The organism is Cupriavidus sp. 2TAF22, assembly GCF_052115045.1.
In the GTDB taxonomy this organism is placed as follows: Bacteria; Pseudomonadota; Gammaproteobacteria; order Burkholderiales; family Burkholderiaceae; genus Cupriavidus.
In genome coordinates, this window is sequence record NZ_JBFRFX010000009.1 from 83,471 (window position 1) to 99,515 (window position 16,045).

The 16,045-nt window shown below is 67.9% G+C and carries 11 protein-coding genes; 8 read left to right on the forward strand and 3 right to left on the reverse strand.

What is annotated here, in order from left to right:
* Positions 1-145 precede the first annotated feature (145 nt).
* Complete coding sequence (locus AB4Z48_RS13135) at positions 146-1,045, reverse strand: LysR family transcriptional regulator (protein ID WP_441614488.1); 900 nt, start codon at positions 1,043-1,045, stop codon at positions 146-148.
* A 440-nt stretch (positions 1,046-1,485) separates the two neighbouring features.
* On the opposite strand from AB4Z48_RS13135, the gene AB4Z48_RS13140 reads away from it, so the two are divergent.
* Positions 1,486-1,710, forward strand: a complete 225-nt coding sequence (locus AB4Z48_RS13140) for a hypothetical protein (protein ID WP_441614490.1) — start codon at positions 1,486-1,488, stop codon at positions 1,708-1,710.
* A gap of 206 nt (positions 1,711-1,916) precedes the next feature.
* Positions 1,917-3,203 (forward strand): acyltransferase family protein, encoded by a 1,287-nt coding sequence (locus AB4Z48_RS13145; protein ID WP_441614492.1) that lies wholly within the window; start codon positions 1,917-1,919, stop codon positions 3,201-3,203.
* A gap of 118 nt (positions 3,204-3,321) precedes the next feature.
* Here AB4Z48_RS13145 and mdeB read toward each other — a convergent pair whose 3' ends face one another.
* Complete coding sequence (gene mdeB, locus AB4Z48_RS13150) at positions 3,322-6,006, reverse strand: alpha-ketoglutarate dehydrogenase (protein WP_441614494.1); 2,685 nt, start codon at positions 6,004-6,006, stop codon at positions 3,322-3,324.
* A 402-nt stretch (positions 6,007-6,408) separates the two neighbouring features.
* Between mdeB and AB4Z48_RS13155 the strand changes: the two genes are divergently transcribed.
* Both AB4Z48_RS13155 and AB4Z48_RS13160 read left to right on the forward strand, forming a co-directional pair.
* A complete protein-coding gene (locus tag AB4Z48_RS13155; protein WP_441614496.1) occupies positions 6,409-7,410 on the forward strand; it encodes a 5'-nucleotidase in 1,002 nt (333 codons plus the stop codon).
* A complete protein-coding gene (locus tag AB4Z48_RS13160) occupies positions 7,407-7,724 on the forward strand; it encodes a YnfA family protein (protein WP_441614498.1) in 318 nt (105 codons plus the stop codon). Before AB4Z48_RS13155 ends, AB4Z48_RS13160 begins: the two co-directional genes overlap by 4 nt.
* A gap of 170 nt (positions 7,725-7,894) precedes the next feature.
* On the opposite strand, the gene AB4Z48_RS13165 is transcribed toward AB4Z48_RS13160, so the two are convergent.
* Complete coding sequence (locus AB4Z48_RS13165; protein ID WP_441614500.1) at positions 7,895-11,464, reverse strand: indolepyruvate ferredoxin oxidoreductase family protein; 3,570 nt, start codon at positions 11,462-11,464, stop codon at positions 7,895-7,897.
* A gap of 195 nt (positions 11,465-11,659) precedes the next feature.
* Between AB4Z48_RS13165 and AB4Z48_RS13170 the strand changes: the two genes are divergently transcribed.
* The 4 genes from AB4Z48_RS13170 (at position 11,660) to AB4Z48_RS13185 (ending at position 15,965) form a co-directional block, all read left to right on the forward strand.
* A complete protein-coding gene (locus AB4Z48_RS13170; RefSeq protein ID WP_441614502.1) occupies positions 11,660-12,607 on the forward strand; it encodes a LysR family transcriptional regulator in 948 nt (315 codons plus the stop codon).
* A gap of 270 nt (positions 12,608-12,877) precedes the next feature.
* Positions 12,878-14,398 (forward strand): aldehyde dehydrogenase, encoded by a 1,521-nt coding sequence (adh, locus tag AB4Z48_RS13175; protein WP_441614504.1) that lies wholly within the window; start codon positions 12,878-12,880, stop codon positions 14,396-14,398.
* A 122-nt stretch (positions 14,399-14,520) separates the two neighbouring features.
* Entirely contained in the window at positions 14,521-15,552 is a 1,032-nt protein-coding gene (gene adhP / locus AB4Z48_RS13180; protein ID WP_441614506.1) for an alcohol dehydrogenase AdhP, read from the forward strand.
* Positions 15,553-15,572: 20 nt separating this feature from the next.
* Positions 15,573-15,965 (forward strand): DUF779 domain-containing protein, encoded by a 393-nt coding sequence (locus AB4Z48_RS13185; RefSeq protein WP_441614508.1) that lies wholly within the window; start codon positions 15,573-15,575, stop codon positions 15,963-15,965.
* The last annotated feature ends 80 nt before the right edge of the window (positions 15,966-16,045 follow it).

The following is a 16,045-nucleotide window of genomic DNA, read 5'->3' on the forward strand; positions in this document are numbered from 1 at the left end:
GCTCCGGATCTGATTGTCGCCGTGGCGAGGTCCTGGTCAGCCCACTATATGGCGCGGCGCACGCGGCGCATAGCATGGAATCGGCACGACAGCCCTCTCGCTTCGAGACGGCTCGCCCGGCGGCGGGCCGCCCGCGCTAACGGCGCTAACGGCGGCAGAGGAAGTCCACCAGCGCCGCGGCGCTGGCCGACAAATGCTCGCGCGAATGGAACACCACCACCAGCTGGCGCGTGGCCCAGCCGTCGACCAGAGGCCGGCACGCCACATCGAGCGTGTTGACGTAAAGCTCGCCCACCTGGCGCGGCACGATAGCGATGCCCAGACCCACATGCACCATGCGGCATAGCGCGTCGAGGCTCGCCACGCGCATCTTGATGCGCAGCGCGCCGTTCAGCCGCGCGGCCTCGCCCAGCAGCAGGCGGCTCAGCGCGCTCTCGTCGCGCAGCGCGACGAAGGTCTCGCCGAGCAGGTCGGCAAAGCGCACCTGCGGCGCCGCTTCCAGCCGGTGCCCGCGCGGCACCAGCACGCACAACTGGTCCTCGCGGTAAGGCAGCGAGACGAACTGCTCCACGCCCTGGATCGCGTTGCAGATGCCGAAATCCGCGCTGCGCTCGCCCACCAGCCGCAGGACCTCGGGACTGTGCTGCTCCTCCAGCGCGATGTCGATGTCGGGGTAGACCCGCCCGAAGGCCGCCAGGTCCTCCGGCAGGAACTGCACGATGGCGCCCAGGTTGCACACCATGCGCACTGCGCCGCGCGCGCCCGAGCTAAAGCGCGACAGCTCCGCGCCGAGCGACTCGATATTGCCGATGATGGCCAGCGCATGGCGCAGCACGGCCTCGCCCACCGGCGTCACCGTGATGCCGCGCGGATGCCGCTGGATGACGGGCAGGCCGATCAGCGCCTCGATTTCCCCGATGCGGCGGCTGACCGCCGATGGCGCGATGAACTCGCGCTCGGCCGCGCGGGCAATGTTCTGTTCCTGGCAGACGGCGACGAACAGCCGCAGCGAGGTGAGGTCGAGTTTTCTGAGCAGGTTGTCCATGGCAGCGATGCTACAACGATCGCCCGGCGCGTAGCCGAAGGCGACTCGCCGAAGCGCTGATTGCAGGCCATGGAAGAGCAGGTCCGGCGAGCCAGCCACCATGAAAAAAGCGACTTGCACCCATAGGTTTTAATCGTTTCTTGAATCGCACACCGGGGCATACACTGCCCTTCGTCGAGCACGCCAGGCACCGGAACCACCGGACGCCGCCGTGCCCGCCAGTGAAGATGAACCATCATGCAGAACCCAGTGACCGCGCGCTCCCTCCTCTGCTTATTGCGCGGCCACTTCTTTCCCGGCTGATGTTTCCCTGGCCGCAGGGAGTGGCCAAAAGCTGCTCCCTGACTTTTTCAGATCGCCCCCTTCGCAATGAAACAAGCGCGCAGCGCCAGCCGCGTCGCACCGGGCGACAACGCAACAACCGCAAACAGGTAACCCTCGTGAAGAATATCGCCCTTATCGGTGCCGGCCTGATGGCACTCTCGTGCTCGCTTTCGGCCTTCGCCGGCCCGGATTTCTCCGTCATCGAAAAGGCCCGCGAAGCCCGGCGCGCCCAGCAGCGCGCGGCTGCCGCCCAGCCGGCAACCAGCCAGCCGCTGGCCGCTGCGACCCCCACGCCGGACTCGGTCACCCCGCGCGGCGTGGTCTACAAGCGCGGCGGCTGAGCGCGGGGGCAAGCCGCTGCGGGAGGCGGGCCAGGGCCATCGCGCTGTGCCGCCGGCGCCGCGAGGGGCTGCATTGCGCAGGCCCACCGAACTGCATCGGCCCCGATATTACCTTTGACGCCCCGGCGTGCCGCGCGTTGAACTTGGCGGATGGTGCCGGGAAGGCCCCTCTACACTCGGGGGAGCACATCCGAATGGGGGCCTGGATGCACATCGAGTATCCCCGTTCGCCGGCATCCGGCGAACCGAACAGTGGCATTGACGCTCCCTGCCCGCAAGCGCTCCTCAAACAACGGCTGGGTGGCGGCCATCTTCGTCCGCTCGATGGAATGCGAGGCGTCGCCGTCCTCCTGGTCTTCTTTCATCACTCCGTGGTCGCGGCAGCCCTGGGCGGTACGGGGACACTCGACCACATCGTGGTGAAGCTGCTGGCGTCCGGATGGGTCGGCGTCGACATCTTCTTTGCGCTATCCGGATTTCTCATCACCGGCATATTGCTCGACGCGAAGGGCACGCAGCGGTACTTCGCCAACTTCTATGCCAAGCGCACCTTGCGGATTTTCCCGCTCTACTATTTCTTCCTGATTCTGTTTTTCCTGGTGTTGCGGCCGTTTCTTGCGGAAATCTATCGGCCGGGCAATGACTATGCCGATCTCCTGCACGCGCAGGCCTGGTTCTGGAGCTATATGCAGAACTGGTACTTCGCAAGGCTCGGGGAAGGCTCGCCCGTCCCTGTCACGCAGCTCTGGTCGCTGGCGATCGAAGAGCAGTTCTACCTGGTCTGGCCGCTGGTCGTGTTTCTGTGCACCGCCCGGCGCGTGGTGGTCGTGTCCCTGGTCCTGTGCGTTGCCTCCCCGGTTCTCCGCTTCCTTCTCATCAGGGACGGATGGGATCAGATGGCGATCTACGTGTCCACGCTCACGCATATCGACCCCCTGCTGTACGGCGCGCTGGTGGCTGCGTATGCGCGGGGTGGATTCGCGCTGCCCACCGGCCGACAGGTCCTGCGCTGGCTCGCGGCGCTGGCCACCATCAGCGCGGCGCTGGTTGTGGTGCTTGACGGCGGCCTGAAGCGCGACGGGCTGGCATTGCAGACGTTCGGGTTCAGCACGCTCGGCGCATGCTCGGCCTTGCTGATTGCCGCCATGCTCCTGCTCCCGGCGGGCTCTCGCCTGAATCTGGTGGCCAGTCATCCCGTGCTTCGGATGTTCGGCAAATACAGCTATTCGCTCTATGTGTTCCACCCGCCGGTCCTGTACGGCCTGGCATGGCTAGTGCGCACACGGTCCGGCCTGCTGCCGCACAACGGCAGCGTGCTTTCAGCCGGCTACCTGGCCTATATGCTGGCTTCGCTGCTGCTTTGCATGCTTGCCAGCCTCACGACCTGGCACTTGTTCGAAGCAAGGCTGCTGCGGCTCAAGCGATATTTCACCGCACAGCCAGGTCACCCTCGCGGAGAGGCTGGCGGCAGCTTGCCCGTGCCCGACCTCTAGCCGATGCCGCAGGCAGGAACCAGCGCATGCGGCCGGCGCCCGCCCGCGTCGTGAGCCCATCGGCGCGCGGCGATCGCACTATGCGACGATCGGGGCGCACCGCCCTGCACGCCCCCGCTCACCGCGCCCAGGGCGGCTCCATCTCCGTGCGAGCCCCGTAGCGCGCCAGCCCCTCGGCATGCAGCGCCGGGGAGATCGCCCGCAGCGCGGCGATCGCGATGTGGTAGCGGTCGATCTCGAAGAAGCGCCGCAGCGCGCTGCGCGTGTCGCTGCGCCCGAAGCCATCCGTGCCGAGCGCGGTAAAGGGCGCACTCACATAAGAGGAAATCAGCTGCGCGTAGGCGCGCACATAGTCGGTCGAGGCAATCACCGGCGTAGCGCCGGGCAGGCATCGCTGCAGGTGGCTTTCGGTCTCGCCGCCGCTGGCGAACAGGCTGCTGCGCTCGCATTCGCGGGCGTCCCGTGCCAGCTCGGAAAAGCTCGTCACGCTCCAGATCTCGGACTTGATGTCCCAGTCGCCGGCGAGCAGTTCGGCGGCGGCGATGACCTCCCGCAGGATCGGCCCGGAGCCAAGCAGCCTGACGGCCGCGGCCGCGTTGTCCGGGCCGCGCGAACCGAAGCGGTACATGCCCTTGATGACGCCGTCGTGCGCGTCTTGCGGCAGCGGCGCCTGCGCGTAGTTCTCGTTGTTGACGGTGAGGTAATAGAACTCGTCGTGCTGGTCTTCCAGCATGCGGCGCGCGCCGTGATCGATGATGAGCGCGGCCTCGCTGGCGAAGGCAGGGTCGTAGGCGCGGCAGTTCGGCACCGTGGAGGCGATCAGCTGGCTGGTGCCATCCTGGTGCTGCAGGCCCTCTCCGGCCAGCGTGGTGCGCCCGGCGGTGGCGCCGATCAGGAAGCCGCGCGCGCGCTGGTCCGCCGCGGCCCAGATCAGATCGCCGACGCGCTGGAAGCCGAACATCGAGTAATAGATATAGAACGGCAGCATGGCCACGCCGTTCACGCTGTAGGAGGTGGCCGCCGCCGTCCACGATGCCAGCGCGCCCGCCTCGGTGATGCCCTCTTCGAGCAGCTGCCCCTGCTGGCTCTCCTTGTAGTACAGCATCGAGCCCGCGTCTTCCGGCTCGTAGAGCTGACCCATCGGCGAGTAGATGCCGATCTGGCGGAACAGGTTGGCCATGCCGAAGGTGCGTGCCTCGTCGGCGACGATGGGCACCACGCGCGGGCCGACTTCCTTGTCCTTGATCAGGTTGGTGAACAGCCGCACCACCGCGGTGGTGGTGGACACCGCGCGCTCGTCCGGCTCCATGGCGAAGCGCCCGTATTGCATCAGGTCCGGCATGCGCAACGCGTGCGCCGTGCGGGCGCGCGCCGGCAGGTAGCCGCCGAGCGCCTGGCGGCGCGCATGCAGGTAAGCCATCTCGGCACTGTCTTCGGCCGGCTTGTAGAAGCGCAGCGCCTCCACCGCGGCATCGTCCAGCGGCAGGTTGAAGCGGTCGCGGAAGGCGCGCAGCGCGTCCACGTCGAGCTTCTTCTGCTGGTGCGCGGTCATGCGCGATTCGCCGGCCTCGCCCATGCCGAAGCCCTTCTTGGTCTTGGCGAGAATGACGGTGGGCGCGCCGCGGTGTTCCTGCGCGGCGCGGAAGGCCGCGTAGAGCTTGCGCAAGTCGTGCCCGCCGCGGCGCAGCGCGTCGATGTCGGCGCTGCTCATGCTGGCGGCCAGGGCCTTGAGCTCGGGATCGCGGTTGAAGAAGTTGGCGAGGTTGTAGTCACCGTCCTTGGCGCCCAGGTTCTGGTATTCGCCATCCACCATCGCGGCGAAGCGGCGCAGCAGCGCGTGGCTGGTATCGCGCGCGAACAGCGCGTCCCACTCCGACCCCCACACCACCTTGACCACGTTCCAGCCGGCGCCGGCGAACAGCGCCTCCAGCTCGTTGATCACCTGGCCATTGCCGCGCACCGGGCCGTCCAGGCGCTGCAGGTTGCAGTTGATGACGAAGGTCAGGTTGTCGAGCTGCTCGCGCGCGGCCAGCGAAAGCGCGGCGAGCGATTCCGGCTCGTCCATCTCGCCGTCGCCGAACACGCCCCACACGCGCCGCCCGGCAGTGTCGGCAATCCCGCGGTGGCCGAGGTAGCGCAGGAAGCGGGCCTGGTAGATCGCGCTGATCGGGCCGATGCCCATCGAGCCGGTCGGAAACTGCCAGAAGTCCGGCATCAGCCAGGGATGCGGATAGGAGGAAAGCCCCCCTTCGCCACCTTCGCCGCCGCCCGTCTCCTGTCGGTAGCTTGCGAGCTGGGCCTCGGACAGCCGCCCTTCGAGGAAGGCGCGCGCATAGACGCCCGGGGCGGAGTGCGGCTGGAAGTAGACCAGGTCGCCCTTGCGCCCGCCATCGTCGGCGCGGAAGAAATGATTGAAGCCCACCTCGAAGATCTCGGCCGCCGACGCGTAGCTCGACAGGTGCCCGCCCAGCTCGCCGTAAGCCTTGTTGGCGCGCACCACCATGGCCAGCGCGTTCCAGCGGATGATCGAGCCCAGGCGTTGTTCCATCGCCAGGTCACCCGGGTAGCGCGGCTGCTCGCCCACGCCGATGGTGTTCTGGTAGGCGGAGTAGGGATGCGCGCGGTGGCCCAGGCCGAGATGGCTGGCGTGCTCGGCCAGCCGCTCCAGCAGGAAGCGCGCGCGCGGCGCGCCCTCGGCGCGGACCACGGCAGCCAGGGCATCGAGCCATTCCCGGGTTTCCTCGTGGTCGGTGTCGTCGCCGTGGGCGGGATCGGTGGCTGCGGCTTGTTGCGGGGCGTGCATGGCTATCTCCGTGGGCATTCGTCGTTTCGTGGCGGGCGACGGCGTCGACGGCGGCGCATCGCCTCAGCGCAGGCTCCCTCCCCCGACAGGGCCCGGAGGAACCTCGCATGCAGGATTTCATTGTAGGGAGAGGGGTGCCGCAGAAGCTGCCGAATTGACGTGCCAGGCCGCGAGATGGCAGTGGAACATGCCGGTAGTTACACGATTTCGCGATGTCCATGCCGCCCTGCCTGGAAATGCCGGAATGACGTGCCGCAGGATAAGAGACGCGCCCGCCCGGGAGGCGGCGCCGGCCGGCGATTGCAGGTTGCGATTCTCCGTCGATTGCCTGGCCATGGCACCGGCATGCAGCGCGGGCGGCTGCCGCACGCGCTGCGTGCGCGCGCCCTTATACTCGCGCACATGGCCTACGATCTCACCGACAAACTCGTCATCGGCATCTCGTCCCGGGCGTTGTTCGACCTCGAGCACGAGAACGGTATCTATCAATCCCAGGGCGTGGCGGCCTACTCCGCCTACCAGCGCCAGCACGAGGACGAAGCCCTGCCGCAGGGCACCGCCTTTCCGCTGGTGCAGGCCCTGCTCGAACTCAACAGCCTGATCCCCGGGCGGCGGCTGGTGGAAGTGGTGGTGATCTCGCGCAACTCGCCCGACACCGGGCTGCGCGCCTTCAACGCCATCGAGACCCACGGGCTGGACATCACCCGCGCGGCCTTCACCGGCGGCGAGCCGATCGCGCGCTACCTGCAGGCCTTCAAGGTCGACCTGTTCCTGTCGCGCGAAGCCGCCGACGTGCAGGCCGCCATCGACGGCGGCGTGGCGGCCGCGCAGCTGTACGACGCACCCTCCGCCTACCGCGCCCCGGCTGGCCAGATCCGCATCGCCTTCGACGGCGACGCCGTGCTGTTCTCGCCCGAGTCCGAGCAGATCTTCAAGCAAAAGGGGTTGGAAGCCTTTATCAAGAACGAAAAGCGCCATCGCCACAAAGCCATGGCCGAAGGCCCGTTCGCCAAGCTGCTGCTGCGCCTGGCCGAGATCCAGGCGCATTTCCAGCCCGGCCAGAGCCCGGTGCGGATCGCCATCGTGACCGCGCGCAACAGCCCCGCCCATACGCGCGTGGTGCACACCCTGCGCGCCTGGAACGTCAGCATCGACGAAGCCTTCTTCCTGGGCGGCCTGCCCAAGGACCAGGTGCTGCAGGCCTTCGGCGCGCATATGTTCTTCGACGACCAGGAGGGCCATGTGGAACTGGCCTCCGCCGTGGTGCCGTCCGGGCGGGTGCCTTATCAGGGTGGGGAGCTTGGCGGCGGCAAGCGCAAGCCGGCGGCGCGCAAGCGGGCGAAGCAAACGCGCGCCTCACCCTCCGCCTCCGCGCCGATGCCGGCGGCGGAACCGGCGGCATGAAGATCTTCGGCCTCTACCTGATCACCGCCTGCGCCGAAATCCTCGGGTGCTACCTGCCGTATCTGTGGCTGCGCCAGCATGCGGGCGCCTGGGTGCTGTTGCCCGGCGCGCTGTCGCTGGCCCTGTTCGCGTGGCTGCTGTCGCTGCATCCGGACGCGTCGGGGCGGGTCTACGCGGCTTATGGCGGGGTCTATATCGCGGTGGCGATCGCCTGGCTGTGGCTGGTGGATGGCGTGCGGCCGAGCCCCTGGGACATTGCCGGGGTCGCGGTGGCGATCGCGGGGATGGCGATTATTGTGTTGCAGCCGCGGTGAGGGGGCTTTCGGTCAGCCGCGTCGCGCAGGAAGCGGGGACGAGGCGTTGAAGGTTTGGCCAGCTTGTCTCCGCGTACCGCGACTGCGACAGCCCGAAAATTGAAGCGGTATGGTGCGACAGGCATGGCGGCGGCGCACCATGCGCCGGCCGCTGTGCCTCCCGCCACCGCTCAGGCCGCCACCCGCGCCCCCGCCTCGCGGTATTGCGCCAGCAGCGTCGCCTGGCGCGCAGCCACCTTTTCCATATTGGCTTCCTTGACGTGGCCGAAGCCGCGGATATCGTCCGGCAGGCTGGCCAGCGCCACGGCCGTATCCAGGCGCCCGGCGTCGAGCGAAGCGCAGAGTTCCTCCGTCATCCCGATATAGTCGGCGACCAGCTTGCGCTCGGCGCGCCGCTCGGCGGTCTTGCCGAACACGTCGAAGGCGGTGCCGCGCAAGCCCTTGGCGCGTGCCAGCAGACGGAACACGCTCAGCATGCCGGGCCCGAAACGGCGCTTGACCAGGTGCCCGTGCGCGTCGCGCTTTGCCAGCAGCGGCGGCGCGAGGTGGAAGCCTAGCTGGTAGTCGCGGCCGGGTTCGCCTTCGAACTGGGTGCGCAGCTTGTCGAGGAAGGCCGGGTCGGCATACAGGCGCGCGACTTCGTATTCATCCTTGTAGGCCATCAGCTTGGCGAGGTTGCGCGCCACCGCTTCGGTGAGCAGCAGGCGGCTGCCGGCGCCGAGCGCCTTCTCCGCGTTGCGCACGCGCTCCACCACCGTGCTGTAGCGGGCCGCATAGGCGGCGTTCTGGTAGGCCGTCAGCATCGCTTCGCGCTGGCGGATCACGCCGTCGAGCGTTTCCGGCATCGCCACCACCTGCGCGCGCGGCGCGGGCTTGAGCTGCGCGCTGAGCGCGGCTTCGCCGTGATGGGCCAGGTAGCGGCCCCAGTCGAAGGCCAGCAGGTTCTTCTCCACCGACACGCCGTTGAGCTCGATGGCGCGCACCAGGCTCTCGCGCTGCAGCGGGATCCAGCCCTTCTGCCAGGCAAAGCCGAGCAGCAGCGGGTTGGAGTAGATCGAGTCGGCCAGCAAGGTCACGGCCCAGGCGTTGGCATCGATAAAGGCGCAGGCATCGCCCACGCTCGCGCGCAGGTCCTGCTCGGCCGAGGCGCCGGGGAACTTCCACTTCGGGTTGTGGATGAATTCGGCGGTGGGCGTGCTGGCGCTGTTGATGGCGGCGGCCGTCACGCCCGCCCGGGTCTTGGACAGGACTTCGGGCGAGGCCGAGACGATGGCATCGCAGCCGATCACCAGGCGCGCCTCGCCCATGGCAATGCGGGTGGCATGCAGCGCGGACGGGGTCGGCGCGATCTGCACGTGGCTGATCACGGCGCCGCCCTTCTGCGCCAGGCCGGCCATGTCGAGCACGGTCACGCCCTTCTTTTCGAGGTGGGCCGCCATGCCGAGCAGGCCGCCGATGGTGACCACGCCGGTGCCGCCCACGCCGGTCACCAGCACGCCGTAGGCGCGCTCGAGCGCCGGCAGCGCCGGCAGCGGCAACGCCGAGAAATCGGCACCGGCCCCCTTGCCGCCCGCGGCGGCCGGCTTCTTCACCTGCGCGCCTTCGGCGGTGACGAAGCTCGGGCAGAAGCCGTTGACGCAGGAGAAGTCCTTGTTGCAGGAGGACTGGTTGATCTTGCGCTTGGTGCCGAGCGGCGTTTCCAGCGGCTCCACCGACAGGCAGTTCGACTTGACCGAGCAATCGCCGCAGCCTTCGCAGACCGCATCGTTGATAAAGGCGCGCTTGGCCGGATCCGGATAGGTGCCGCGCTTGCGGCGGCGGCGCTTTTCGGTAGCGCAGGTCTGGTCGTAGATCAGCACGGTGACGCCGGCGGTATCGCGCAGCTGGCGCTGGATTTCGTCGAGCGCGTCGCGGTGGTGCACGCTTACGCCGCCGGGCAGCATGCCGCCGTCGCCGTATTTCTCCGGCTCGTCGGTCACCACCACGATCTTGCTGGCGCCTTCGGCCTGCACCTGGTGGGCGATCTGCGGCACCGTGAGCACGCCGTCGACGGGCTGGCCGCCGGTCATGGCCACGGCGTCGTTGAACAGGATCTTGTAGGTGATGTTGGCCTTGGCCGCGATCGATGCGCGCACGGCCAGCAGCCCGGAGTGGAAGTAGGTGCCGTCGCCGAGGTTGACGAACACATGCTTCTCACCGGTGAAGTGCATCTGGCCGGTCCACGCCACGCCTTCGCCGCCCATCTGGCTGAAGGTGTCGGTATTGCGGTCCATCCACAGCGTCATGTAGTGGCAGCCGATGCCGGCCATGGCGCGCGAGCCTTCGGGCACGCGGGTGGAAGTGTTATGCGGGCAGCCCGAGCAGAACCAGGGCTTGCGCTCCACCGCGATGCGCGGGCGCGCGGCCTCGCGCTCCTTGGCTTCGATCAGCGCCAGGCGCGCGGCGATGCGCTCGCGCACGTCGGACGGCAGGTCGCTCTTTTCCAGGCGGGTGGCGATGGCCTTGGCGATCAGCGCCGGCGACAGTTCATAGTGCGCCGGCAGCAGCCAGTTGCCGCGCGGCACCGACCATTCGCCACCGTGGTTGCCGCGCTCGTCGAACTTGCCGTAGACCTTGGGGCGCACGTCGTCGCGCCAGTTGTAGAGTTCTTCCTTGAGCGCGTACTCGAGGATCTGGCGCTTTTCTTCCACCACCAGGATTTCTTCCAGCCCGGTGGCGAACTCGCGCGCGTCATGCGCGTCGAGCGGCCACACGCAGCCCACCTTGAACACGCGGATGCCGATGCGGCGGCAGGTGTCGTCGTCCAGGCCCAGGTCGGCAAGCGCCTGGCGCACGTCGAGGTAGGCCTTGCCGGCGGTCATGATGCCGAAGCGCGCATTGGGAGAATCCAGCACCACGCGGTTAAGCTTGTTGGCGCGCACATAGGCCAGTGCCGCGTACCACTTGTGGTCCAGCAGACGGGCTTCCTGCACCAGGGGCGCATCCGGCCAGCGGATATTGAGACCACCCTCGGGCATGGCGAAATCTTCCGGCAGCCTGATCTGCACGCGCTCGGGATCGATCTCCACCGAGGCGTTGGACTCCACCACGTCGGTCACGCATTTCATCGACACCCACAGGCCGGAGTAGCGGCTCATGGCCCAGCCGTGCAGCCCGTAGTCGAGGTATTCCTGCACGTCGGACGGATACAGCACCGGAATGCCGGCAGCCATCAGCACATGCTCGGACTGGTGCGCCACGGTGGAGGACTTGGCCGCGTGGTCGTCGCCGGCCAGCAGCAGCACGCCGCCGTGCGTGGCCGAGCCAGCCGAGTTGGCGTGCTTGAGCACGTCGATCGAGCGGTCCACGCCCGGGCCCTTGCCGTACCACATCGAGAACACGCCGTCGCGGGTGGCGCCGGGGAACAGGTTGACCTGCTGCGAGCCCCATACGGCGGTGGCGGCCAGGTCCTCGTTGACGCCGGGCTGGAACACCACGTCGCTGGCGGCCAGGTGCTTCTTGGCCTTCCACAGCGCCTGGTCCACGCCACCCAGCGGCGAGCCGCGGTAGCCGGAGATAAAGCCCGCGGTGTTGAGGCCGGCGGCGCGGTCGCGCGCCTTCTGCAGCATCGGCAAGCGCACCAGCGCCTGGGTGCCGCTCAGGTAAACCCTGCCTTTCTCGAGGGTGTATTTGTCGTCCAGCGAAACGCTATCGAGGGACGCCAGCGCGGCTTGCAGGTCGGGGGATAGGGGTGCATTCATCGATGCTGTCTCCGTGTGCTCTCAGGGGCTGCGCTGAGTGTAGGAAGGCCGCTCGATATCGTAAAATCATGAATTCAGAGAGCAGGTATCTGAAAATCGGATAGCGAGCGTTAACCCGTAGCGCCGGAGACGCAAAGCCGAAGCGCCACTTTCACCACCAGCGGCGCCACCAGCCGTGCAGGAAAAGGAGATGCCATGCCGAAGGACCGCACCGGGGGACAGGACAGCGCGCCGCGCCTGGCCAAGGAAATCACGCTGCGGCAGTTCCGCTACTTCGCGGCGGCGGCCGAAACCGGCCAGTTCTCGATGGCGGCTACCGCCGAGCATGTGTCGCAGTCGGCCATCACCAATGCCGTGCTGATGCTCGAACAGCAGCTCGGCGTGCGCCTGTTCGACCGCCTGCCCCACGGGGTGACGCTGACGCCTGAGGGCCACCGCCTGCACCAGCGCGCCCGCGAGATACTGGACGCCGTGCAGGACACCCTGCGCGAGCCGCGCTTCCAGGCGCACAATCTCAGCGGCACGGTGCGGCTGGCAGCGTCGTACACCGTGCTCGGCTACCTGCTGCCGGGCCTGCTGGCGCGCTTTCGCACCAACTACCCGGATATCGATTTCGACCTGCACGACATGGACCGCCCCGGCATCGAGCAGGGCGTGCTGTCCGGCGACATCGAGCTTGGCATCTGCCTGCTGTCCAACATCGAGAAACTGCAGCGCTTTGCCCATCACACGCTGATCCGCTCGCGGCGCCAGCTGTGGGCTTCGCCGTCGCACCCCTTGCTGGCCCTGCCCAGGCTGACGCTCAAGGATATCGCGGCGCACCCCTATATCCTGATCACCGTGGACGAGAGCGAGCGCGCCACGCTGCGCTACTGGCGCAGCAAGCGGCTGGCGCCGTCGATCGCCTTCCGCACCAGCTCGATGGAAGCGCTGCGCGGGCTGGTGGCGCACGGCTTCGGCGTGACGGTGCTGTCCGACATGGTGTACCGGCCCTGGTCGCTCGAAGGCCGCCAGATCGAGGCCCGGCCGATTGCCGACGGTGTGCCGGACATGGAGGTCGGGCTGCTGTGGCAGCCGGGACGCAAGCTGGATGCGCCGGCCGACGCGCTGCGCGAATTCCTGATCCACGCCAGCGGAAGCTAGCAAGGCCGGCCTGCGCGCAGCGTGTCACCCTGCCACACGCTGTCACACACTGTTCCAGATTGGCACACCTGCGCCGCGCATGACACATCGGCTGCGGCTGGCATAGCCGGCCGCCGGCCAGTCTTTGCCTGCCTTTCGCCGCCGCCGTGCGCCGCCGCTCGCCGGGCATGCCTCTTGCGGATAAGGGGCCGTGCGCGCGGCATCGCCGCACGGTGCGCTGTCCTTTCGACATCGCACGGAACCAAGCGAAATCAAATAACGGAGCGAGACATGGACATGGCGGAAATCGCCCAGCTGGGCGTTGCGAATCCCTACAAGGACCAGTACGAGAACTATATCGGCGGCGCCTGGGTGGCCCCGGTCGACGGCCAGTATTTCGAGGCGATCACGCCCGTCACCGGCAAGCCGTTCACGCGCGTGCCGCGCTCCAACCAGAAGGACATCGACGCCGCGCTCGACGCCGCCCACCGCGCCAAGACGGCCTGGGGCCGCACCTCCACCACCGAGCGCGCCAATATCCTCAACCGCATCGCCGACCGCATCGAGGCCAACCTCGTCACGCTGGCGGTGGCCGAGACCATCGACAACGGCAAGCCGATCCGCGAGACCACCGCGGCCGACCTGCCGCTGGCGGTGGATCACTTCCGCTACTTCGCCGGCTGCATCCGCGCGCAGGAAGGCGGCATCTCCGAGATCGACCACGACACCGTGGCCTATCACTTCCACGAGCCGCTGGGCGTGGTCGGCCAGATCATTCCGTGGAACTTCCCGCTGCTGATGGCGACCTGGAAGCTGGCGCCGGCGCTGGCCGCCGGCAACTGCGTGGTGCTCAAGCCGGCCGAGCAGACCCCGGCCTCGATCCTGGTGCTGATGGAGCTGATCGGCGACCTGCTGCCGCCGGGCGTGCTCAACGTGGTCAACGGCTTCGGCCTGGAGGCAGGCAAGCCGCTGGCGTCCAGCCCGCGCATCAACAAGATCGCCTTCACCGGCGAGACCACCACCGGGCGGCTGATCATGCAGTACGCCTCGCAGAACATCATCCCGGTGACGCTGGAGCTGGGCGGCAAGTCGCCCAATATCTTCTTCGAAGACGTGATGGCCGCAGACGACGCCTTCTTCGACAAGGCGCTGGAAGGCTTTGCCATGTTCGCGCTGAACCAGGGCGAGGTCTGCACCTGCCCGTCGCGCGCGCTGATCCAGGAATCCATCTACGAACGCTTCATGGAACGCGCGCTCAAGCGCGTGGCGGCAATCAAGCAGGGCCACCCGCTCGACAAGACCACCATGATCGGCGCGCAGGCGTCGCAGGAGCAACTGGAAAAGATCCTCTCCTACCTCGACCTGGGCAAGCGGGAAGGCGCGCAATGCCTGATCGGCGGCGAGCGCAATGCGCTGGGCGGCGACCTGTCCACCGGCTACTACGTCAAGCCCACGGTCTTCGCCGGCCACAACAAGATGCGCATCTTCCAGGAGGAAATCTTCGGCCCGGTGGTGTCGGTGACCACCTTCAAGGACGAGGACGAGGCGCTGGAGATCGCTAACGATACGCTCTACGGCCTCGGCGCCGGCGTATGGAGCCGCGACGGCGCGCGTGCCTTCCGCATGGGCCGCGGCATCCAGGCCGGGCGTGTGTGGACCAACTGCTACCACGCGTATCCGGCGCACGCGGCCTTCGGCGGCTACAAGCAATCCGGCATCGGGCGGGAGAACCACCGCATGATGCTGGACCACTACCAGCAGACCAAGAACCTCCTGGTGAGCTACAGCCCGAACGCTCTCGGTTTCTTTTGATCCAGCGCAAACATGGGCGAGCGCGCCGCTGGTGCACCGCGGCGCGCACGCGCATGATCGGACTGACGCCCGGCCGCGCGCGGCGGGCGTAACTGTCAACGGAATCAGCATCAGGAGTCGACATGACAGCAATGATGAAAGCCGCCGTGGTACGCGAATTCGGCGCCCCGCTCACGATCGATGAGGTCCCCGTGCCGGAGCCCGGCCGCGGGCAGATCCAGGTCAAGATCGAAGCCTCCGGGGTCTGCCACACCGACCTGCACGCCGCCGAGGGCGACTGGCCCGTCAAACCCACCTTGCCCTTCATCCCGGGGCACGAAGGCGTGGGCTATGTCTCCGCCGTGGGCGCCGGCGTGACGCGCGTGAAGGAAGGCGACCGCGTCGGCGTGCCCTGGCTCTACAGCGCCTGCGGCTATTGCGAGCATTGCCTGCAGGGCTGGGAGACGCTGTGCGAGAAGCAGCAGAACACCGGCTACTCCGTCAACGGCGGCTACGGCGAATACGTGGTGGCCGATCCCAACTACGTGGGCCTGCTGCCCGACAGCGTGGGCTTCGTCGAGATCGCGCCGATCCTGTGCGCGGGCGTGACGGTCTACAAGGGCCTCAAGGTCACCGACACGCGCCCGGGACAGTGGGTGGTGATCTCCGGCATCGGCGGCCTTGGCCACGTCGCCGTGCAGTATGCGCGCGCCATGGGCATGCGCGTGGCGGCGGTGGATATCGACGACAAGAAGCTCGAACTGGCCCGCAAACTCGGCGCCGAGGTCACCGTCAACGCGCGCACCACCGATCCGGTGGCCTACCTGCAGAAGGAAATCGGCGGCGCGCACGGCGCACTGGTGACGGCGGTCTCGCCCAAGGCGTTCGGCCAGGCCATCGGCATGGTGCGGCGCGGCGGCACCATCGCGCTCAACGGCTTGCCGCCGGGCGACTTCCCCACGCCGATCTTCGACGTGGTGCTCAGGGGCATCACCATCCGCGGCTCCATCGTCGGCACCCGCAGCGACCTGCAGGAATCGCTGGACTTCGCCGCGCACGGCGCGGTCAAGGCCACGGTTTCCACCGCGCCGCTGGAGCAGATCAACGATATCTTCGCGCGCATGCGCTCCGGCGACATCGAAGGCCGGGTGGTGATGGACTTTTCCGCAGCCTGACCAGGCAAGGAGCGCCCCCGATGTCCGACACCACCATTCCTGCCGGCGCCGTGCAACGCGTGATCGCCACGCCTGCCGCGCAGGCGCTGATCGAGCGCCTGCGCGGGCAGCATGGCGAGCTGATGTTCCACCAGTCCGGCGGCTGCTGCGACGGCAGCGCGCCGATGTGCTATCCGGCCGGCGAGCTGATCATCGGCGATGCCGATGTCTGCCTGGGCGAGATCGGCGGCATGCCCTTCTACATGACCCGCGCGCAATTCGAGTACTGGCAGCACACGCGACTGGTGATCGACGTGGTGCCCGGCACGGGCGGCATGTTCTCGCTGGAGGGGCCGACCGGCTTGCGCTTCCTGACGCGCTCGGAGCTGTTCAGCGACGAGGAGGCGGCGCGACTGGAGAAAGCCGCTCGCTGACTGCGCACACGCAAGGACAGAAGGCTGCTTCGTTGCGCCCGCATGGCGCGGCAAGGCAGCCTCTTTTTCATTGGCGCCCG